The sequence below is a fragment of the Psychrobacter maritimus genome, from assembly GCF_029953575.1.
In the GTDB taxonomy this organism is placed as follows: Bacteria; Pseudomonadota; Gammaproteobacteria; order Pseudomonadales; family Moraxellaceae; genus Psychrobacter; species Psychrobacter maritimus.
This window is the reverse complement of sequence record NZ_CP124526.1, coordinates 1,637,520-1,658,307: the sequence shown is the minus strand read 5'-3', so window position 1 is coordinate 1,658,307 and position 20,788 is coordinate 1,637,520. Positions and strand designations below refer to the sequence as shown.

26 protein-coding genes and 1 tRNA gene are annotated in these 20,788 nt (G+C 41.3%); 19 read left to right on the top strand and 8 right to left on the bottom strand.

Features of this window, described 5'->3' with window-relative positions; all coding sequences use genetic code 11:
- Positions 1-252: 252 nt before the first annotated feature.
- Positions 253-1,512: an MgtC/SapB family protein gene (locus tag QJS82_RS06890; protein WP_438655820.1), complete on the top strand. Its 1,260-nt coding sequence runs from the start codon at positions 253-255 to the stop codon at positions 1,510-1,512.
- Positions 1,513-1,730: 218 nt separating this feature from the next.
- Here QJS82_RS06890 and QJS82_RS06885 read toward each other — a convergent pair whose 3' ends face one another.
- Genes QJS82_RS06885 through QJS82_RS06870 form a run of 4 tightly spaced genes read right to left on the bottom strand, consistent with a single transcriptional unit; the run spans position 1,731 to position 3,820 of the window.
- On the bottom strand, positions 1,731-2,048 hold the full coding sequence (locus QJS82_RS06885) for a hypothetical protein (protein ID WP_281490003.1): 318 nt from the start codon (positions 2,046-2,048) through the stop codon (positions 1,731-1,733).
- Between the two features lie 10 nt (positions 2,049-2,058).
- Complete coding sequence (locus QJS82_RS06880) at positions 2,059-2,352, bottom strand: hypothetical protein (RefSeq protein WP_281490002.1); 294 nt, start codon at positions 2,350-2,352, stop codon at positions 2,059-2,061.
- The gene (locus tag QJS82_RS06875; protein WP_281490001.1) at positions 2,349-3,578 is read right to left on the bottom strand and encodes an Arm DNA-binding domain-containing protein; all 1,230 of its coding nucleotides are present in this window, start codon (positions 3,576-3,578) and stop codon (positions 2,349-2,351) included. Before QJS82_RS06875 ends, QJS82_RS06880 begins: the two co-directional genes overlap by 4 nt.
- A 26-nt stretch (positions 3,579-3,604) precedes the next feature.
- The gene (locus QJS82_RS06870; protein WP_045456309.1) at positions 3,605-3,820 is read right to left on the bottom strand and encodes a hypothetical protein; all 216 of its coding nucleotides are present in this window, start codon (positions 3,818-3,820) and stop codon (positions 3,605-3,607) included.
- Between the two features lie 122 nt (positions 3,821-3,942).
- On the opposite strand from QJS82_RS06870, the gene QJS82_RS06865 reads away from it, so the two are divergent.
- The 11 genes from QJS82_RS06865 to QJS82_RS06815 all read left to right on the top strand — a co-directional run bounded on the left by QJS82_RS06865 (position 3,943) and on the right by QJS82_RS06815 (position 10,923).
- On the top strand, positions 3,943-4,179 hold the full coding sequence (locus QJS82_RS06865) for a helix-turn-helix domain-containing protein (protein WP_281490000.1): 237 nt from the start codon (positions 3,943-3,945) through the stop codon (positions 4,177-4,179).
- Between the two features lie 656 nt (positions 4,180-4,835).
- Positions 4,836-6,164 carry a tyrosine-type recombinase/integrase gene (locus QJS82_RS06860; RefSeq protein ID WP_281489999.1) on the top strand — a complete coding sequence of 443 codons (1,329 nt, stop codon included), beginning with the start codon at positions 4,836-4,838 and terminating at the stop codon, positions 6,162-6,164.
- 37 nt (positions 6,165-6,201) lie between these two features.
- Positions 6,202-6,504: a hypothetical protein gene (locus QJS82_RS06855; protein WP_281489998.1), complete on the top strand. Its 303-nt coding sequence runs from the start codon at positions 6,202-6,204 to the stop codon at positions 6,502-6,504.
- 140 nt (positions 6,505-6,644) lie between these two features.
- The gene (locus QJS82_RS06850; RefSeq protein ID WP_281489997.1) at positions 6,645-7,361 is read left to right on the top strand and encodes a hypothetical protein; all 717 of its coding nucleotides are present in this window, start codon (positions 6,645-6,647) and stop codon (positions 7,359-7,361) included.
- A 106-nt stretch (positions 7,362-7,467) separates the two neighbouring features.
- A complete protein-coding gene (locus tag QJS82_RS06845; protein WP_201569317.1) occupies positions 7,468-7,707 on the top strand; it encodes a helix-turn-helix domain-containing protein in 240 nt (79 codons plus the stop codon).
- A gap of 2 nt (positions 7,708-7,709) precedes the next feature.
- A complete protein-coding gene (locus QJS82_RS06840) occupies positions 7,710-7,946 on the top strand; it encodes a helix-turn-helix domain-containing protein (RefSeq protein ID WP_281489996.1) in 237 nt (78 codons plus the stop codon).
- Entirely contained in the window at positions 7,943-8,218 is a 276-nt protein-coding gene (locus tag QJS82_RS06835; RefSeq protein ID WP_281489995.1) for a hypothetical protein, read from the top strand. The genes QJS82_RS06840 and QJS82_RS06835 overlap by 4 nt, the downstream gene beginning before the upstream one ends.
- Positions 8,211-8,492, top strand: a complete 282-nt coding sequence (locus QJS82_RS06830) for a hypothetical protein (RefSeq protein ID WP_281489994.1) — start codon at positions 8,211-8,213, stop codon at positions 8,490-8,492. The genes QJS82_RS06835 and QJS82_RS06830 overlap by 8 nt, the downstream gene beginning before the upstream one ends.
- Positions 8,479-8,667 (top strand): hypothetical protein, encoded by a 189-nt coding sequence (locus tag QJS82_RS06825; RefSeq protein ID WP_281489993.1) that lies wholly within the window; start codon positions 8,479-8,481, stop codon positions 8,665-8,667. The genes QJS82_RS06830 and QJS82_RS06825 overlap by 14 nt, the downstream gene beginning before the upstream one ends.
- Positions 8,654-8,830, top strand: a complete 177-nt coding sequence (locus QJS82_RS06820; protein WP_281489992.1) for a hypothetical protein — start codon at positions 8,654-8,656, stop codon at positions 8,828-8,830. The genes QJS82_RS06825 and QJS82_RS06820 overlap by 14 nt, the downstream gene beginning before the upstream one ends.
- Positions 8,827-10,923: a DUF3987 domain-containing protein gene (locus QJS82_RS06815; protein WP_281489991.1), complete on the top strand. Its 2,097-nt coding sequence runs from the start codon at positions 8,827-8,829 to the stop codon at positions 10,921-10,923. Before QJS82_RS06820 ends, QJS82_RS06815 begins: the two co-directional genes overlap by 4 nt.
- Positions 10,924-11,273: 350 nt before the next feature.
- On the opposite strand, the gene QJS82_RS06810 is transcribed toward QJS82_RS06815, so the two are convergent.
- Together QJS82_RS06810 and QJS82_RS06805 are read right to left on the bottom strand one after the other, a co-directional pair.
- Positions 11,274-11,942 (bottom strand): hypothetical protein, encoded by a 669-nt coding sequence (locus tag QJS82_RS06810; RefSeq protein ID WP_281489990.1) that lies wholly within the window; start codon positions 11,940-11,942, stop codon positions 11,274-11,276.
- Between the two features lie 66 nt (positions 11,943-12,008).
- Complete coding sequence (locus tag QJS82_RS06805) at positions 12,009-12,134, bottom strand: YHYH domain-containing protein (protein ID WP_281489989.1); 126 nt, start codon at positions 12,132-12,134, stop codon at positions 12,009-12,011.
- Positions 12,135-12,310: 176 nt separating this feature from the next.
- Between QJS82_RS06805 and QJS82_RS06800 the strand changes: the two genes are divergently transcribed.
- The 3 genes from QJS82_RS06800 to QJS82_RS06790 are packed head-to-tail and all read left to right on the top strand — an operon-like array spanning position 12,311 to position 13,259.
- Entirely contained in the window at positions 12,311-12,799 is a 489-nt protein-coding gene (locus tag QJS82_RS06800; protein WP_281489988.1) for a hypothetical protein, read from the top strand.
- A gap of 9 nt (positions 12,800-12,808) precedes the next feature.
- The gene (locus QJS82_RS06795; protein WP_281489987.1) at positions 12,809-13,060 is read left to right on the top strand and encodes a hypothetical protein; all 252 of its coding nucleotides are present in this window, start codon (positions 12,809-12,811) and stop codon (positions 13,058-13,060) included.
- Positions 13,041-13,259 (top strand): hypothetical protein, encoded by a 219-nt coding sequence (locus tag QJS82_RS06790; RefSeq protein ID WP_281489986.1) that lies wholly within the window; start codon positions 13,041-13,043, stop codon positions 13,257-13,259. Before QJS82_RS06795 ends, QJS82_RS06790 begins: the two co-directional genes overlap by 20 nt.
- 438 nt (positions 13,260-13,697) lie before the next feature.
- Here QJS82_RS06790 and QJS82_RS06785 read toward each other — a convergent pair.
- A tRNA-Gly gene (locus tag QJS82_RS06785) sits at positions 13,698-13,772 on the bottom strand.
- A gap of 260 nt (positions 13,773-14,032) precedes the next feature.
- Here QJS82_RS06785 and QJS82_RS06780 point away from each other — a divergent pair.
- From QJS82_RS06780 to QJS82_RS06770, 3 genes are all read left to right on the top strand, one after another.
- On the top strand, positions 14,033-15,697 hold the full coding sequence (locus QJS82_RS06780) for an alpha-keto acid decarboxylase family protein (RefSeq protein ID WP_183618513.1): 1,665 nt from the start codon (positions 14,033-14,035) through the stop codon (positions 15,695-15,697).
- 277 nt (positions 15,698-15,974) lie between these two features.
- Entirely contained in the window at positions 15,975-16,310 is a 336-nt protein-coding gene (locus QJS82_RS06775; RefSeq protein ID WP_201565299.1) for a GlpM family protein, read from the top strand.
- Positions 16,311-16,660: 350 nt separating this feature from the next.
- The gene (locus tag QJS82_RS06770; RefSeq protein WP_281489985.1) at positions 16,661-18,451 is read left to right on the top strand and encodes a potassium/proton antiporter; all 1,791 of its coding nucleotides are present in this window, start codon (positions 16,661-16,663) and stop codon (positions 18,449-18,451) included.
- A 49-nt stretch (positions 18,452-18,500) separates the two neighbouring features.
- Here QJS82_RS06770 and QJS82_RS06765 read toward each other — a convergent pair whose 3' ends face one another.
- Complete coding sequence (locus QJS82_RS06765; RefSeq protein ID WP_281489984.1) at positions 18,501-19,352, bottom strand: LysR family transcriptional regulator; 852 nt, start codon at positions 19,350-19,352, stop codon at positions 18,501-18,503.
- A 388-nt stretch (positions 19,353-19,740) separates the two neighbouring features.
- Between QJS82_RS06765 and speB the strand changes: the two genes are divergently transcribed.
- Entirely contained in the window at positions 19,741-20,709 is a 969-nt protein-coding gene (gene speB, locus QJS82_RS06760) for an agmatinase (protein ID WP_281489983.1), read from the top strand.
- Positions 20,710-20,788 lie beyond the last annotated feature (79 nt).

Genomic DNA, 20,788 nt, shown 5'->3' with positions numbered 1-20,788 from the left:
GCGAATGAAGGCTATTGTATTGTCTCAGCATACTGAGTCTTTGATAGTATTGGGGCAGTCTGTTATAAGTGTTTCCATTAGAGCAGTCTATTTTAAGTGGTCTATTAACAGGTTTAAAGAGTAAAATGACTGGTTCTGTTGAGATATAGATCGCTAAGACCGGTGTGGTTTGATTTTTATCGTCATGCTGCGTAATCAAAATCTCCCAAGTTAATGTCTACGGGATTGACAGCGGAGGTCATAGAGAGTGGGATGAATTTCATGATTGTTAATACATTTACGATTGAACCTGTCCAAAACTTAATTACTGCATCTACTGCAGCGCTAGGTTGTGGACTACTCATTGGTCTAGAAAGAGAGCGTAGCAAACAACGTGAAAATCAACACAGCTTTGCAGGTATTAGATCTTTTGCAATTTGCGCTCTATTAGGGGCAATTTGCTTTTCTTTCGGCTTGTTTATGGGACTCATAGGAGCATTGATAGTAGGTGGTATAAGTATCATCTCTATTCATAAACAAATTGAAGATCCAGGTGTCACCACTGAACTTGCTTTTATACTCACCTATTTTATAGGCGGACTATGTTTATGGCATATTCCTTATGCAGCGGCACTTACCGTCGTCCTTACCTTCCTTCTAATGACAAAGCATTCAATGCATGGAGTAGCGGTTAGATGGATTACTGAGCGTGAATTTAAAGATGGTATCTTTTTACTGGCTTTACTTTTAATTGCACTTCCTTTAACCCCCAATAGGGATCTTTGGGGTTCAGTACTAAATCCTTATATTATTTTAAAATTATTGATATTAATTTTAGCCATTCAAGCACTAGCACATATGGCAAAGAGGCTTTTACCATCACGCCACGCCATGTTTTTATCTGCTTTAGCATCAGGATTTATATCCAGTACAGCCACGATTGCAAGCCTTGGAATAGAAGTTCGTCAGGGTCGTGCAGATGCAAAAGAAAATGCTGGAGCTGCCCTTATATCCTGTGTCGCAACAGTCGTACAACTTCTTATTATCGTTGCAGGCGTAAGTTTTAGTTGGCTTAAAATTTTATTATTCCCATCTATTATTGCCATGATAGTTTTAATTATTCCTGGGGTATGGTTGATGAGAAAAACTCGATCCGAAGAGAAAGCTAAGTTAGCTGATACACCCATGTTTAGCTTAAAAGAGGCAGGTATCATTGTAGTGACACTTACTATCATTCAAGTACTTGTTTATGGTTTAAGTTTATGGCTGGGTGACGCCGGTCTTATTGCAGGAACCGTACTGAGTTCTATGTTTGAGGTGCATGCAGCAATGGCTGCTGTAGTCATGCAAGGGAACCCAACTAACCCTATTTTATTGCTCGCCTTATTATTAGGTTTAGCGACACATGCAATTTCTAAATCAATTAATGCGGCAATTACGGGTGGTTTTCAATACGCACTTGCTTTTGTTCCAATCCAAATTATTCACATGACTGTTTTAATTATATTGATATATACTATGACGAATAATTAAAAAATTTCTCTACTTCATTGGTGTAATGGACGTTTTTCATGCTGATACAGGGTCTAATGTGTAGTGGTATAATAAAATTGGACAGCTTATAAGGGGTTATACTATCTCAAAAAGCATATGTAGTGGCACACTAAATTTGGACTATATTTAAGAGAAAATATATTGCATACGAAAAAGCCAGGCAGCCCAAGCTGCCTGGCTTTAAAATCTTGAACAACTTATCTATGATTATGCTCCCGCCATACAGCATGCTCACATACCTCACAGCACCAACGCTCTTTTGAGCGCATATATGGAATGTCTGCTGGTATCTGTAAAGGACACACATAACCACAGTACTCGCATCGCACATCATCTAAATAAGCAAAACATTCACCGACTGTCTCGAATAGTACCTGTGCGCCAATCTCATACTTTTCACAGATGGTTTCTACATGAGCAATATAGTCACTTTCGTTATCATACGCCCAGTAATCCTCACAGATTCTTAGATCTCGCGCATTCTGCGTCATATTCGGCTGAAGTTTTACACTCATCACATTCTCCTTAGTAGCCGTCATAACCAGACTGCGGTAATAGCTCATAAAGTTCGCTCTGAAGCTTGCTGCTTATATCTTCCACAAAGTACCCATCCTGAGTATCCAAGCGCTTCTGCACCCATACACGCAGTGCCATATCATTATCAAAGCATCGCTTCACTTCTAAGAAGCGTGCTAGGTCATAACCCGATGAAATATATAACTCACGCATTAATGCATTAGCAATAAGGTTTGCATCTGCACTGATTGCACCGTCAGGTTTAAGTTCAGCAAACAGCTCTTCATAATTGATAATTGTCATAGTGACGTCTCCTTGTCAGTTTGTGCATTAGAGCTATTTGTATTTGCTGCGCTGGTTAGCTTTTCCTTACTCGCCAGTAGCAAGTTATCCATCGCTGAGCCATCCTGACGGGTGATATCAGGCACATAGCGGCTATACACCCGAAACAGCATCTCAGTACTACTGTGACCCATCTGCCGGGCTATCCACTCAGGATTCTCACCAGCAGCGAGCCAAAGCGTCGCTGCCGTGTGCCGAGTTTGATAAGCCCGCCGATGTTTAAGGCCGAGCAGGGCAAGTGTAGGCTTCCATACCCGTCTATTCACATTGCGGTATTCCATCGGATTGCCCTGTGAATTGCAAAACACAAACTCTGACTTACCAAAGGTGCGTGCCTTCTGCTCTAGTAGGGCGTCATAGACCAACTGCGACATCGCAATATCACGTTGTGAGCCTAACGTCTTAGTCGGGCCCATCTCACCGTTTACTAATGCTCCTCGAATACTGATCTCACGACGATCAAAGTTAATGCAGTCCCATTTCAGCCCATCAATCTCACTGGTACGCATCCCGGTAAAGAAGCGAATGGTGTAGTAGGGCTTATAATCCGCACGGACATGCTTTAAAATCAGCCATACCTCACTCAATGTAAACGGATTTACATCCGGACGAGCTTGCTTAAGATTCTTAATATTTTTATAAGGCATCTCAAACTCATGGCGATCAGACGCTTCTTCTAGTATCATACGAAGAAGTATCATGATCTGATTGATTCGTGCTACTGACAGACTTGACTGACCATCTTTACCGTAACGAACTTTGGCGAGGGAGCTACGGAAGGTCAGCAAGTCTGGTTTTTTTATGGCGTGTACTGCTTTGCCACCAAACTCAGGCAACAAGTACTTATCCAAGATAATCTGCGTCTTTTGCCGATAACTCGGCCGCCATTCAATCTTTTTCTCCTCATACCAAATCTCTGAAAACTGCCTAAAGGTGGGATTACGACTGATACAAGCTTCCGCTCTATCAGCCAGTGCCGTCATCTCTTTTAAACGCGTACTCTTCGGAAAGTAGGCGCCATAGTCAAAGATGCCTAGGGTTATTTTTGCATCTATCTCTTTTGCCACTAAAGTCAATTTTTTAACGTTTGCGGGAGTATCAGGGAAGATTGTTGTCTCACGGCAACGAATATTCATATATGTGAAATCTATGAATAGCTTGCCACGCCTTGCTCTTACTGATGCCATTGTTAATCTCCTTGTTTAAATAAAACTTACTGTAAAGCCATACCATTGATCGCACTCATAACAGGTTTGCACATATCCTCTTCGATACGCTCCCATACATATAAAATCTTCCGACCGCCAAAAGGACGAATGTAGTGAATATTTTCAATCAAGACAGTATCCTTAAGCTGGTTACGGATAGTACGAGCATCGTATTTGATACGTTCAGCTAATTCTTGAGTAGTGAGATAAGTCTGTGACATAATAGTTCTCCATGTGAAATAAATTTACTATTAGTGAATGATTAGTTATCACTAATGAGTACATATTATCTATAAATATTATCACTTGCAAGCACTTTTTTATCACTTTAGGGACTTTGTATATGATTAAGCTCAATTTACCTGTTTTATTTGCACAAAGAGGCATCCGTGTAGCTGATGCTGACAGGATGTCTAAACTAGGAAGGTCTACTTTGTATCGAATGTACAATAATGAAGTCACTAGAATAGACTTTGATTCATTAAATGAGCTTTGTAAGCTTTTAGATTGCACACCCGGCGATATTATCCTCTATGAAGAAGATGAAGTTTGTGAGGAAGAGAGTTCAAAAGAAAGTTAGAATGCTTACTAGGATGGTTGTTCGAAGTGTCTTGAAAATCATTAAGCTTAGCGCCGATACATATTTTACTCGGTCTAATTACTTTTAAATATTAGGTTGTAGTCATCACTGTTTAAGCGACAATTAATTTCGAATGTTATAAATATGAAATAGATTTCGGAAAATTTAGGCCTCTAAAAAACACGTTTTTTGCTGAATTGAGGTTGGGCTCAAAAATCAGCATAGTGCCAAATTCACTAGGTTAGGTGTCATGATGGTTTTTGAACCAAAAATAGCTAGGTTGTGGTCAGATACGTATACGCAGTTTTAGGGCAGGGCACGGTTTGGGCACCAAATGGGCACCGCTCTAAAAACGCCCCTTTTAGTTAGTTAGTTTTTCTTAATTATTACTAAGATAGTTTTATTGAAAAACCGCTGTAACCTATGAAAATTGGACAAAAAAAAGCCTCACTGTTAAGAGGCTTTTTTCAATTTACATCATACAACTTCATAACTTAAGGAATAACAAAATAATCCTTTAAAGCCTTTATTCTATTGATATTGAGCATTTATAGATATATCATGTACTACAACGTACAACATTATTATATAATATAAAGCATTCTAAATGGCTACCAAAGTGGCTACCAGAATGGCTATCAAAAAGGGTTAAGGTAATGGCAAAGCAAGAGATAAAACTAGACTCACAAATACCAAAGGCCATAAGAGAAGCTACTCAAGCTGGCAAGACAACTATTTACCCTATTGCTGGCTATAAGGGCTTAGAGCTAAGAGTTAGACCGCATAAAGATAGCCCAGACGCTACAGCCGATTTTAGACACCGTTATACCCACCCAATTACTGGCAAACGCCCTTATATGACGCTAGGACAATACCCAGCGTTAAGCCTTGCTGATGCCCGTCAATATCACAGCGACAATATGCAACTACTAGCCAAAGATATAGACCCTTTAGAGAACAAAGAAACACAGAAACGGCAAGAAATAACCGATCGTCAAAACATACTTAATCATTTCATTAATGAGTGGCAAGCATTACAGGATAGTAAGAACCTGAGCGCAAAAACAATATATAACAATCAGCTACTAATTAAGCCCATCAAACAAAAACTAGGGCATATGAAAGTAACAGATATAACGCCAAGTATCGTTATAAGGTTTATTCAAGATATACAAAAAACGCATCTCAACAAAGGGTTAAGGGCTAAGATCATACTTAAAAGCATTTTACAAATAGCTAAGGCTCATATGATTATTGAGTACAACCCAGCAAGCGACCTACAAGGAACGCTTAAAAGCCCCAAAACACAACACCGCCCATCATTAACAGACCCAAAAGAATTTGCCGAACTGCTAAGAGATATTGACCAGCTAGACGATGCAAGCCAGCTTTATAATAAAAGAATATTACAGCTATTATCGCTTACGTTTGTTCGCATTGGTGATGCTTGTACTATGAAATGGAGTGATATTAACTGGCTTAAAAAACAATGGGAGTTTAAACCGCAAAAGTCTGGCAATAGAGGCGATATGGTGGCCAGTATCGTTATACCACTAGCACCGCAAGCCATAGCAATATTAAAGCAGATGCAAGCCTTAACAGGTGATAGCGAGTATGTATTTCATAACCCTAGACGCAAAAAAGAGCCTTATCACCATACGCAAGAAGTGAATAAAGTATTGAATGGTGATCTAATGAATAACGGACTAGGCTATAAAGATATTCACAGCCCACACGGTTTTAGAAGTAGTGCAAAAACTATGCTAATGGAGCGGCTAGGTTATGACGAACTGATAACCGAACTGGCACTAGGCCACCGCATGCTTAACGCTTATGGCACTGCTTATAGCCGTATGGATTTACTACATCAAAAAGCTAATATGATGACAGCATGGGCGAACTACCTAGACGATATTAAAGCAGGTAAGTTTGACAATGTTATTCATGCTGATTTTAAGAAAGCAGCCAAACAGAACCACGGCTAAAACCTAACCAACAAAACCCACCAATGGAGAAGTAACAATGATGACACTAGACACCAAACCAACACGCCAGCAATTAGATGACCGCGCATTTTGGGATAGTTTACCGCCAGATGGTGCAGAATATGACGGCTTTATGTATGTGCCTACTTATTCTATTTTGCGTGATGATGAGCCTATCAATCTTAAGACAGATAACGGCAAAATATTAAGAAACTCGTTACCTTATGAGTTGGCAGTTACAGAGGTGCAACGCCTATCTAAAAAGCATGACAATATCACCTTAAAGATCACTGGGTATGGTCAAAGCCTAGTAAGAATGGATAAACGATTAACAGCATAACCTTATTTAGCGACTAAACACCGCTACAATGACCATGCAAGGCTAGGATTAATTACCCGAACGCCAGCCATTTCATGCCTTAGGCTGGCATGCCTTGCACCTATTTTTATTAAGGTATGAATGACAAGTAAGGCATGATTATGGCAGTACTACCAAAGAAGTATTTATCGGTTTACGATGTAGCAGACTATCTAAATGAATTAGGCTATGAATACGATTTAAACCAGTCTTTTGATAGGTACAAATTGAACAAAGATATATATGAGTTCGTGTTACACAATCAAATTAAATTAGTTTATAAAGCATTAAGCATAAATTTTACGTCTGACTATATTGTCTTGCTTGAATATCAGGCTAAGGCTATCTTGATTGAAGATAATATTACAAGTGCTGGTGGTTCAAGTTGTCTTATTTATCAGCATGAAGATGGTAGTTACCCAAAAACGGGAAATGAAAGAACTAGTATTGAGTATCAACAAATCAATTTAGATAGTATATATATACCTAGAGTTGAACTCGATAATCTATTCAAAAATGATATTAGCCAACAGCTAATAATAGCAAAAGCTGAAATAACAGATCTGGAAACTGAACTTGCACAAGTCAAAGCGCAATTAAAAGAACAAATAGACAATCCAGCAAATGCAGAAATTGACGAAGGACAAGGCGATACTCTACTAATACTAGGGGCTGTAATGGACTGTATTAAGGAAGTTGCAAAGCCAAACTATACCCAAGGGTTACTAATAAACGCTATAACGGATAAGTATAAAAACACTTCTAGCTTAACCCAAAGCACTTTGACAAAGAAATTTCCAAAAGCTAAAACCCATTTAAAACAGAACGTTACGTCTTAAACCCTTTCTATAGCAATTTTGCTTTTTTCTATAGAAACGACTTACAACACCCCACACCGCACAATAAGCCTTAACAACTTTCATTCACTGAATAGGAGTTAAGGCAATGCCTAACACTACCCACGCAGCACCCACCAATAAGCTAAACCTAGCTTACCTATTAGCGAACCCAAAAGAGCTATATCAGGTTAAGCAGATAGCCGATGTATTCCAAAAACACCCTGAAACCATTAGACGCTGGATCAAAGCTGGCACGATAACAAAGCCGTTATCTATCAATGGCGTTTACTACTTTAAAGGTAGCGATATTGTGGACTATCTAAACGCTACTAATGAGGGGGCTTAATCATGGATAAGCTAAAACGCAGCCAAAACCAAATAATCAAAGACCATCTTTTAACTGGCCAATCAATCACACGCTGGCAAGCTATCGAACTTTATAGAATAGCCACGCTACCCACGCGCATTAATCAGTTAGAAAATAAAGGCTTAACCATACAGCGCAAGCGAGTAGATAAAGACGGCAAACACTGGAACGTCTATTGGATTGATACCGCTAATCTAGCTAATGGGGTGCAATCATGAGCCAGTCAAACGACATATTAGAGCCGCGCCTAGTGGCAGTTGATAGTTATTACTTGTCTGTCATTGATGACCGCATACAAGATCTATCAAACGATAGCGAGCACCTAGCAATGGCACTTAGTGCTATCCATACCGATGATGACGCAAGCCGCGGCGTTATTGTGGCTGTAAGGTCTGCCTTACTTGCTAATAGTGAGCTGGCAAGTATCGTTAGCGAGATGTTGAGTGGGCTTATCCTACTACCTGAAATCAAGGTGAATAATGATGAGTAATAGCGACTTAGTAAACGAAGTTATAGACAGGTTAAAAGATGAAGGTTTTTTGATGATAACTGATGACTTTATCGACCAGTTAATCATTACCTTACACGCCAATGTGAGCGCCATTAATAGCCTGATAGAGATAGTAGAAGTAGAAAATCAATTACTAGCTATACGCGGCTCGCTACCTACAGGCAGTAGGCAAGTAAATTCACTCAAAGAGCTAGCCACACGCATAGCAGAAATAGCGTTTAATGTTGAGGGGGTAAGAGATGAGCAACGATAACAAAAGCAATCCAAAAGCCGACCACGGGCCGCACAGCACCAGCCAACCGCAAAAACGCGGCTTACTACTTAGCTTTATCATCTTTATGGCATGGGTTATAGGCATTGGCTTAGCATTGGCATTGATCGCTTGCGACCCAGCAAAAGCGCAAGGGGTTACTTATGAGCAGCGATAACCCTAAAACATTCATGGACGCTCAAATGGCCTATGCTAAATCAATACATGGCAGGGAACAGAAAAGGCGTGATAAAGAGATGCAACGCTACCACCAAATCAAACGGGCAGCGGACAAGATACAGCAATCATATGATGATGACGGCAAGGAGGGTGACAGATGATCACACCACAAACCGACAGCCAAGAAAAAACCCGCGGCAAGGCGGGCTTAGTTAGCATTTTAGGTGAACATCAACCAGCAACGGCGCAAACGCTACAAGATGACGAACTGCTAAAGAAATTACACGATATTTTAGAACCTAACAGACTACTAGATATTAAGGCTAATTTGTCAGTAAATCAAGGTGAGCTACTAACCACTGGCATGGTGGGCCTAGTATTGCATAACAAAGACTATGAGCCGGTAAACTTGTTATGCATGCCACCAAACGGCAAGCCCAAAGACTATGTAGTGACTGATCCTTTTGAAACGGCCGCTTTTATCATTGGCACGATGGACAGCACCCACGAACTAATAGCCGTTGATAATATAGCTGATGCCGTAGAGCTGTCTTATATTTTGTTAGGTGAACCGGTGACGATACTAGCCAGCCGTGATGAGTGGTCATTTAATGACATGGTTAAGCATTTTTCACAAGATGCACCCGTTACCGTGATGACTACAGCGGACGTTAAAGACAAGTTTATAAAACCACTGATAGGCTCAAACGTGAGGGCCGTTATTACCAGTGAACGCACCGTATTAGAGCACTTAGAGTATGGCTCGTTAAGCTATCAAGCCATATTAGCCCTTGATGATACAAAGATAATCGACCTAAAAAGCACAGCATGGCCCACACCTGAGCCGCTATCAAGCGACCCAAGCAAACCGACACGCTACCCAATAGAAGCATGGGACGGACTGCTACAAAAGGTCATTAAGAAAATAGCTTATTATCAGCAAGTGCCTGATGCTATGGCCGGTCAATGTATCTTAGGCGCACTAGCCCACATGGGACAGGCCCACGTTGATGCACCTATTGGCTATAAGCACATGCCGGCAAGCCTGATCTTAATCACTGAGGGGGAAAGTGGCAGCGGCAAAACGCAAGCTATGGACTTAAGCCACCATAAAATAAAAGAGTATGAGCAGAAACAGTATGAGCAATATATAACAAGGCATGAGGAGCACAAAGCACAGCTTGCCAGCTTAAAAGGTGCAGAACTCAAAGACTACCAAGCCAATGAGCCAGCACCCCACAACCCCGAACGGCTATTTAAAGATGCCACTATTGAGCCGGTACTCGATAAGTTTGTTAATGGTGAAATTACAGATGCATCATGGTCCACTGATGACGCGGCCCAATTCTTTAATGGTCATACAATGAAAGGTGACACAGCCGGCAACGCACTAGCAGCCATTACAGACCTTTACAGCGGCGGCGAAGTGAACCGGACACGATCACAAAAGAACGCTTATGCCAACCCACGCACCAAAGCCTATAACGTGCGTATGACGTTAATGCTAATGGCTCAACGTATTATCTTAGAACCGGCCTTAACTGATGACATGATGAACCAACAAGGCTTTTTAGCAAGGGCCTTGATTGCATGCCCTAACAGCTTGCAAGGTTATAGAACATGGGACGATATAGAGCGCAGGCAGCAAAGCCCATTTATGGATAGCGACCTACAAGCCTATTGGAGCAGATGCAACGACCTACTAGACCCCGTGGACAGTAACGCGCCCACCGATGAGAAAGGAGCACCTAAACGCTTTAAAATGTGCTGGCAGGACAAACAGACAGAACAAGTATTCTATGAGCATATGCAGGCAATAGAGAACCAGCAAGCTAAGAACATGCCATTAGAGTATTTAAAAGCGTATGCCTCACGTATGGCAGAAAATGCCAGTCGCATAGCTACATTGATAGCATTCTTTGATAAGCGTAAGACCATTACCACCGATGACATTAAACGGGCTTTTATGTTGGTTAGCTACTCAACGGCCGAACGCTTGCGCTATCAAGATGCAACGCCAACCGGTGAACAAACTGACCTTGAAAAGCTAAGCATATGGTTAATAGACAAGGCCAAAGCTTACAACCCAGCGGTATTAAATAAGTCTTTTGTGACACAGCATGCACCCAATGCGCTAAGAGGTAAAAAGCTTAATTACTTACTTGATGACCTAGAAAGCATGGGGCATATCAGGTTAGAAAGTGAGGGCCGCCGCCGCTTAGTGTATGTTAACCCCAAGCTTATGACTGATTAGCGACCAGTAAAAGCCGCTAGACTTGCTAAACTTACCTACAGCCCTTACCAGTTAAGGGCTTTACTTTAGCTGTATGACTGCTAAGCATTGCTAGACTTGCTAATCTATCGCTAAACTTAGTCAATACAGACGAACGTTAGCAGAACTATAGCAACTTTAGCGACCCTTAGCAGGTGGCAAGCTAAGCCAAACGCCTTATAAATAAAGGGATAGAGCGAACTTTAGCAACTTTAGCAGTTTTTTTAGATATACAACTATATTAGCAGGCGTTTATCGTCTGCCTTTATAGTGTAAAGAAACCCTAAGGTTAAGCGCTCACTGTTTATCATGGTATAGCTCTTACTACACATCTATTTAAAACTTCTAATCACTTTGTACTTAATTTCTTGGTTATTAGCCTCTAAGACATCAATCAAAGCGCCTTTATAACCTATTTGTTTAGACTCAGACAGATCATACTCAACATCATTATTAAATGCAGGTCTAGCTGTATCACTACTAAATTCTCGATAGCCTATATTAATTTTATTGCCAACTTTACCGTTATAAATTAAAGTTTGTTGGAAGCTGTTTTTGTTAGCCGTTTCCCAGTTTTTACGTTCAAACGGGGCTTGATTACAAGATGCTATAATATTGTATATCGTCATAACGCATAACGAGTTATCTTCCTTACGAATAGCTAAGGACATTGGTGGATCAGATAAGAGCCCTTTTGTGATATTACCTCCATCGATACCGCCAACCATTTTATAGTGTTCATATTTTAGGTCATCACCTTGTTTTGCAAAGTAACCGTTAGTTAAGCTATAACCGCCTAGTTTCATTGGACTACTTATATAGATAGCTTCCTGTTGAACCATAATGCCCTGTGTTAGCATATGATCGCCAAGGCTAGCAGTTGTAATAATTCCTACTGGTGGCTTATTAATTTCTTTCGTTGTAGGCGTGTAGTTGTAGCTAGGGGTAGCACAGCCCACCATAGATAGACTAATGGCAGACATTAATAATAGCTTTTTCATAATTTAATAAACCTCAAAATTCAAAACGTAATTTACTCAAAATAGAAAATGATATGTAGTCATTTTTTAATGGCAGTGATAAGTGCCTCTTTTAGTGTCGTTATGACAACCTGCTGAGTTAGTTCCACCACCATGAGCGAATGCGGCAGAAGCGAATGTTACTGTGAAGACTACTATTAATAATTTTTTCATAATTTTTCTACTATAGTTGATTAATAAAGACTTCACTATACAAACAAAATTCAATTATTGATATTTAGTAGATTATTGAAAAATCATAGATTAAAACTGTTCTATCAATCGACCCAAGCATTAGTGTTATAATATAACAACTCACTTAATGATTTAGATAACGATTATAGGTAGTCATGCCAGCCATTGCCACCACTCGCAGCCTTAGCGACTATTCAAAGATTAATATTTCAACATATCAGGAGAAGTTAAAACAAGCAGCCGAACCCTTTTTAGATCTTAGTTATCAATACCGTGGCAAGGCTTATAACTACTCTATTCAAGTATCAAAGACCCCATGCAATTATGGCGGTTATCGTCATTGGTTTATATGCCCGTCATGCTCAAAGCGTATAAGCGTTTTATATTTTGCTGCTACTTACGTTTGTAGGCATTGCATAGGCTGTAATTATGGCTCGCAGTTACAGCAACCAATAGACCGCTTATTCAGCCGCTTACATACGATTAGACAGCGTTTAGGCTGGCAAGCAGGGATTGCCCACGGTATTGGTGAACGACCCAAAGGAATGCACCACAGCACGTATAACAAGCTGATGAATGAGCATGAGCAGCTAACGGCTAAGGTATGGCAATCTACACTTGATAAACTAAATTGCACCCATTGAGGTTAAGAGATGCGACTACCTGACATTAACGACTTGATCCAAGACTTACAGCTTGCAAAGCAGATAGCGATTGAAGATAGAAACCCGAACGCTTTAATCATGGCCACCGTTAGCCAAGCAAAGTTACTAGGATTAGATAAGCCGCAGATTAGAGATGTTAATGCCGATGCCGTGCAGACCATTAGCGACCTGATGAATGAATTGGCAAACGATGACCAGTTGCTAACTCAAAGGATAAGCCATGCAAAAAATGAGTATTGATGACCTGATGACAGAATTAGACGATGCTAGATTGACCGCCAAAGCCAATGGTCAAGCGTCTGCTATGGTAGCTGCTACGATGAGTAAAGCAAAGCTACTGGGGCTAGATAAAGGTGATAGTGATAAGGACAGCGAGGTAATGCCCGTTAAGATAGTTATTCAAACTGTAGACGCTCGCAATCTTGATAGAGTGTGTTAGTTTTCGGACACGTTAGAGGGGGGCTATAAATCGAGATTAAACAGGCAAACCACATAAGAGCGCCACTATTCACACGCACAAGAAAAAAACTGTTTCAAAAAAAGGTTAAAGCGACTTTTGCTACAAATGACGTAAGCGTAGGACTTACAGCTACTATAAGTAAGTTAATGCCATGTTAAAAAGTTAAGAGAGGTTAAAGCAGAAAGCAATAGCTAAACTTTTAATTACGCGCGCGCAAAAATATGCATATGGCAGCGGTCATTACTAATAAAGAGCTAAACAATCACACCGCCCTATGGCCACCAGTAAGCATAGGTAACTATGAAAATGGCTACCAAACTGGCTACCATATAGCAGGTAATTTAAGAAAACTATATTATAAACAATAACTTACGCATAAAAAAAAGCCTCACTGTTAAGTGAGGCTTTTTAAGTATTTGGAGCGGGAAAAGAGATTCGAACTCTCGACCCCAACCTTGGCAAGGTTATGCTCTACCACTGAGCTATTCCCGCTAATTATCAATTAACTATCGTCAGTTGATGAAGGCGTATTATACGCAGTTTTATTTGTCTGTCAATACCTATCACGAAAAAAAGTAAAAGTTAGCAAAACAGGCATGTCATCCAGCCATAATTTTATGTTATAACAGTTTATTATAATATGTATTCCAAAAGCTTTGTATGGAAGAAATAAGCTGGTGTGCATTTTATAAAAAACGTCGTTCTTATTGATAGTCATCAATATTTATAATCTTAAGCATTAAGGATAAAAAATGAGTCAACAATACACAATCGCTGATTACTTATTTGATCGTATCGCTGAAGCGGGTGCGACAGAAATATTTGGCGTGCCCGGTGATTTTAATTTAACGTTTTTGGATAACGTGATTGCTTCTGATAAATTGCGCTGGGTCGGTAACACCAATGAGCTAAATGCTGGTTATGCTGCTGATGGCTACGCACGCGAGCGTGGCTTTGCCGCTATGGTGACGACCTTTGGCGTGGGCGAGCTGTCGGCAATTAATGCCACGGCAGGCTCTTTTGCCGAGTATGCACCGGTATTGCATGTGGTCGGTGCTCCAAGCACGGCGTTACAAGATTCAAAACGCCGGATTCACCACACATTGGGTGATGGCGTATTTAATCATTTTATCAAAATGGTTGAACCCGTCACCGTCGCGCGCGCGCATATCACGCCTGATAACGCGGCCTCTGAGATTGATCGCGTCATTCGCTTGATTCTAAAAAAGCATCGCCCCGGCTATTTGTTATTATCACCAGATGTGGCAAAAATGCCGATTTATCCGCCAACGACCAAGCTTGATGACAGCCAAGAAGATATTACTAGCCAAGCAGCGTTGGCAGATTTTAAACAAGCATTGATAGATTTTTTACCTAATAAAACCACCACTTTGATGGCAGATTTGATGGTGCATCGTTTGGGGTTACAAAATCAGCTAAAAGCCTTAATCGCTGATACCGACATTCCTTATACCACGCTGTCATGGGGTAAAACCCTGCTTGATGAAAACAGCGAGCGTTGGGCGGGTACTTATGCAGGCGTGGCGTCACGTCCTGTGGTTAAAGATGCAGTAGAAAATTGCGAATGCTTAATTAAAATCGGCGTGCAATATACCGATACTACCACTGCAGGTTTTAGCCAAGATATTGATGAAAAAGTCGTGGTCGATTTGCATTATGAGCGTGCGTCTATCAGTGGTCGAAACTTTGCGCCGATTGCACTAAAAGATGCTCTGCAAACCCTACATGAAGTCATGACCTCGGGTATTGAGATTGTGCCCAAGCAATTCTGTAAAGAGATGAAGCCGCATGAGCAAAACGGCAAGGATGATGAGCCGATTCGCCAAGATGACTTATGGCATATCATCGCTGACTCTCTCGATGATAAAAACCTCGTGTTCTCTGACCAAGGTACGGCGTACTTTGGTATCAGTGATGTGCGTCTGCCAGAAGGCGTGACCTCTTATGGGCAACCGATGTGGGGCTCAATCGGTTATACCTTGCCAGCGAGTTTGGGTGGTGCTATCGCTTCACCGCATAAGCGTAGTATCTTATTGATTGGTGATGGCTCGGCTTTATTAACGGTGCAAGAAATCGCGGTAATGATTCAAGAGCGCATCAATCCGGTGATTGTACTGATTAATAATGACGGCTATACCGTTGAGCGGGCGATTCATGGTGAAAACCAACGCTACAATGACATTCCTAAGTGCGACTGGCAAATGATGCCAAAAGCCTTTGGTGCGACGGAAGAAAATAGCTTAATTATGAAAGTGGAAACCGCTGGCGAATTAAAAGCGGCGTTGAAAAAAGCCGCTGCCACCAAAGATAAGCTGGTGATGTTAGAAGTGATAGCAGATAAGCATGATATTCCACCATTATTGGCTGATATCAGCGCCGCCCTTAAACCTAAATAGCCTAAGTAGTATAAAGGGTTTTAAATTAAAATAGATGAATACTTTTTAATCACTTTATTTATTAAAACCATACATTAAAAAAGCTTATAAAAAAATCCCTATTTGGCGTCATGCTAAATAGGGATTTTTTATGTTGTAGCATGGCAATTTTTATAACATTAATGATGCGTGTGGCTAATGTTTTATGGCGCTGATGATTTATTATCGACCATTTTGCTTGGGATGTTCATTATCATGCTAAATTATGCGATTAACACATGATAGGAGATGGGCCGTCATGATTTGGCTAAAAATGCTTATTGGCGCTTTGATGGTATTACTGATTCAACTTTTTGCGCAGACGCGCTTCTTTTATTTGGCAGCATTGGCACCGCTGTTTCCCACCTTTACCTTAATTAGCCATTTTATTGTCGGCACTGAGCGTAGTCCTGCTGACTTAAAGGTGGCATTGATTTTTAGTATGCTGGGTGTCATTCCGCATCTTATTTATACCTTGGTGGTGTTTTTTAGCATCAGTTATGTCAGCTTATATAAGGCGCTTTTATTGGGCGTGGTTGCTTGGACAGTGGCAGCGGCTATCTTAGTGATTGCATGGCAATATATTCAAGCTTAATGGTGATTTAAAAACGGCAATATTTTCTACTATTCAAACAATAGAATAAAAGTGGCTTTTTATAAACTGATGTTTTAGAAGCTGATAAAGCAAATGAAATGATTAATAAATGATTAATAAAGGATTTTAAGACGATTGCTATGAATATAGGTTCTCTAGCTTTGGTCAACGATGTTATTCTTAAGGACGGTTTTATTATTTTGTCTGCAATATCAAACACGATGCTATCCGCCGCAAAATAAGGTCAATATCAATATCAATATCAATATCAATATAAAGGTTAGTACTTAGATCAATACTATCGCAATCATTCCACTCGTTATCACTGATAAAATAGGGCTTAAAAAAAGATGGATACCTTAAATATCCTGTATCTCGTAGGAGCAGTATTAATTTTTGCCAGTATCATGGCAAGTACGTTATCGGCGCGTTTGGGCGTTCCTCTTTTGCTATTGTTTTTAGTCGTTGGGATGCTGGCGGGTGAAGAAGGCCTGTTAGGTATTGAGTTTTCTCAATACGGTCTTGCGAACTTTGTCGGGCAAGCGGCATTGGCTTGTATTTTATTAGATGGTGGACTGCGCACCTCTTTTAAATCTTTCCGAGTCGGGCTAAGACCAGCCATCACGCTTGCCACGTGGGGCGTACTTGCGACGGTCATCATACTGGGTGTGTTTGTCACGTGGCTGCTCGATGTCGATTGGCGCTTTGGATTATTGATGGCGGCTATTGTCGGTTCAACCGATGCGGCAGCGGTATTTTCATTGCTGCGTAATGGCGGGGTTAAGCTTAACGACCGCGTCCAAGCGACGTTGGAGCTAGAATCCGGTGCCAACGACCCGTTAGCTATTTTATTGGTGACGGGGTTGATTGCTTTAAATGTTGACCCTGCCGGACAGACAGCATTTGGCTTTTTAGGCTTGCTGTTACAACAGCTTAGCTTTGGCCTTGGTATGGGTTTGCTGTTTGGCTATTTATTGGCAAGGCTATTACCGAAAATACATTTGGCAGAAGGCATGTATGCCATCTTGATATTGTCGGCGGGCTTGGCGGTGTTTGCAGCGACCAATTTAATCGGCGGTAGCGGGTTTTTAGCCGTTTACCTCACCGGGGTGCTGATAGGCAACCATAAAGTACGCTCAACCGAGCATGTCATGCGGGTGATGGATAGCTTTGCTTGGTTATCACAAGCGGTCTTGTTTGTGGTGCTGGGTCTACTGGTCACGCCATCGAACGTGCTCAATGTTTGGTATTACTCGGTCGCCATTGCCGCCTTTATGATTTTGATTGCTCGTCCTATCGCCGTTTATAGCAGCGTTAAACCTTTTAAATTTAAAGACAGAGAAATCGGTTTTATCTCTTGGGTCGGCTTACGCGGTGCAGTGCCTATTACTCTTGCGATTTTACCGGTGATGGCAGGTATTGATGGCGCCTTTATGTTGTTTGATATTGCCTTTGGCGTGGTGGTTTTATCTTTGATTTTGCAAGGTACGACCATACCCTTTATGGCGGATTTATTTAAAGTACGTATTCCCAATAATAAAGACCCTGAAGAAAAGCATGAGGTTTGGGTATCGGACAAAGCGAGTATTACGTTATATCAGTTCCAAGTAAAGTCAGGGGCGTTTGCGATTGGTCGCCATCCGATGGGCATCTCTAACCGCGTCAACCCTGATGAGATTAGTGTGTTTGCCTTAGTGCGCGGGCAGCAGATTGTCATTGTCGATGAAAATACCAAGCTCAAATTTGGTGATAGTGTCTGGTATGCCATGCGCGGCAATCATGCCAGTCAGATAGCTAAGATTTTTAATGATACAACCTTAGACCGTAAAGCCATCGATGACTTTTATGGTGATTGGCTACTATCACCGAGTGTTAAACTGGGCGATTTGCCATTTTTTACCGGTGTTATGACTTCTGAGTCTTTGGTCGATAAGCTTAAATCTAAACCAGAAGATAACGAAAAAAGCATGTGGGAGCAAACGGTTGCTGAATATGTCAAAGACAGCTTGGATATGGCGCCGGTATCGGGTGACACGGTGGCGATTAACGATGAATGGTCACTGGTTATCAAAGAAGTCGATGATAAAGGTAAGCTTAGAACGATTGGTTTAAAACGCGAGGAGCTACCCAAAGCGGGGTAGCTGTTTGCCGTTGTTATTTATCGTTATTGTCTATACAAAGCTCGTGATTCTATAAAAGCCCCGTCATTTGCTGTAAAAAGTCAGCAACGTGCTTATGCAAATTTTCTCGATAGGCCCAATGATGCTTGACCTCGTAACTTGCCTCATTGGGCAACAGTATTTTCATCATCCCCATCTCTTCATAACGCTTTGCCAAATCATTGGGCAAGTAGCCGACATGATGACCTGCCAAAATCAACTGCGCGGTCGCCTCCATATGGTAAGTGGTGGCGCTTAATGTTTTTGGGCGGACATGATTGATACTCAAATCGGTAATATAACCTCGTTTTATCCAAGGATAATTTTGTTCCAAATCCTCAAAGGTTAAACCTTCTGCCTCATAAAATAGCCGATGCTCGCGTCCGCAGCAGACCACTTGCTTTTCGATAAATGCTGGCTGAAAGGTCAATAGGGGTGGGAAGCTGCCAAAATAGCCCACGCCAATATCACTTTCATTACTTAAAAGCTTATCAAGCATACTCTCAGGGCTTTGCACATCGATAGAAAAATGTATCAATGGATTATTACGATAGCTTGCAGCCAAGCACTGACGTAACGCATCATAAAAAACCGTCGGCATTTGATCGATAAGACACAGTCGAATATGACCGCCGCGTACCGAATCTAATTGCCGAATATAATGCAGTTGATGCTGAAAGCTGGCCACCGCTTCGGTAAAACTTAAGCAAGCCTCGTAAACCGCGGCACCGTCTTCGGTGAGCTTAAAGCCCGCGCGCCCGCGATGACAAAGTGTCATACCCAAACGATCTTCTAAATGGGTTAAATGACCGCTAATGACAGACGGCGTGACATTTAAGCGTGACTGCGCGGCGGTCACACCTTGACACTCCACGATGGCCATAAAGCTCCGTAAGGTTTTGATATCAATTTTTATTAATTCATCTAGCATCGAAAGTCATGTCCCCGTATCTATTGTCTTAACCGATTTTTTTATAAAACTTCTATAAATAACGAATAAATCAAAGTTACTACGAAAAACCAGAAGTTTACTTCTAAATTTTACCATGGTCTCGCCTCTGATATTTAGGTATTGTCAGAGCTATAAAAAAAGTGACATAGATAAAAAGTGACATAGATAAAAAGTGACATAGACAAAAAGTAATATAGATAAAAAGTAATATAGATAAAAAGTAATATAGATAAAAAGTAATATAGATAAAAAGTAATATAGATAAAAAGTAATATAGACAAATTGTCTGTTTTGACCAATCGATACAAGGATGTAAGTGATGAAATTTAATCAACCATTAAGCGGCAACGACATGCCAAGATTTGGCGGCTTCGCTTCTATGATGCGCCTGCCAACCCAAGCCGATGGTGAAGGGCTAGATGTGGCATTCGTTGGGGTGCCTTTAGATATCGGCGCCTCAAACCGTAGCGGTGCAAGATTGGGACCGAGACAGATTCGTGATGAATCACGCATGATTCGCCCTTATAACGTCGCCACTCGCGCAGCTCCCTTTGAGTCCTTACAAGTCGCTGACATTGGCGACGTGCCTATCAATACCTTTAACCTGCTAAAAAGCGTCGATATTATCGAAAAATTCTATACCGATAAAATCGTCAGTCATGGCGCTATTCCTTTAACCTTAGGCGGCGACCATACCATTGCCTTGCCTATCTTACGTGCGCTCGCCAAAAAACATGGCCCTGTGGGTATGGTGCATATCGATGCGCATGCCGATATCAATGATGAGATGTTTGGTGAAAAAATCGCCCATGGCACGCCATTCCGCCGAGCTGTTGAAGAAAACCTCATCGATGGCAATCGTGTGGTGCAGATTGGTTTGCGTGGTACGGGTTATAGCGCTGAAGAGTTTGATTGGTCAACCGAGCAAGGTTTTCGCGTAGTGCCTGCTGAAGAATGTTGGTATAAATCACTGACACCTTTAATGGCAGAAGTGCGCGAAAAATTAGGCGCTGGCCCGGTATATTTAAGTTTCGATATTGATGGGATTGATCCTGCGTTTGCACCGGGTACGGGAACCGCTGAAATTGGTGGCTTGACGTCAACGCAAGGTATCGAAATCATTCGCGGTATGCGCGGCCTTGATGTAGTTGGTGGCGATTTAGTAGAGGTGTCACCGCCGTATGACCCGTTTGGTAACACCTCGGTACTAGCCGCGAACCTGCTATTTGAGATGCTATGTATCCTACCGGGCGTGCGCTATGACGATAAGGTCAAAGCCATTTATTGAAAATAATTTATAAACCCAAACTGTCCTTTATAAGGAATTAAAGGGCAGTTTGGGTTTAGCTTGGATTTGATACCGAACG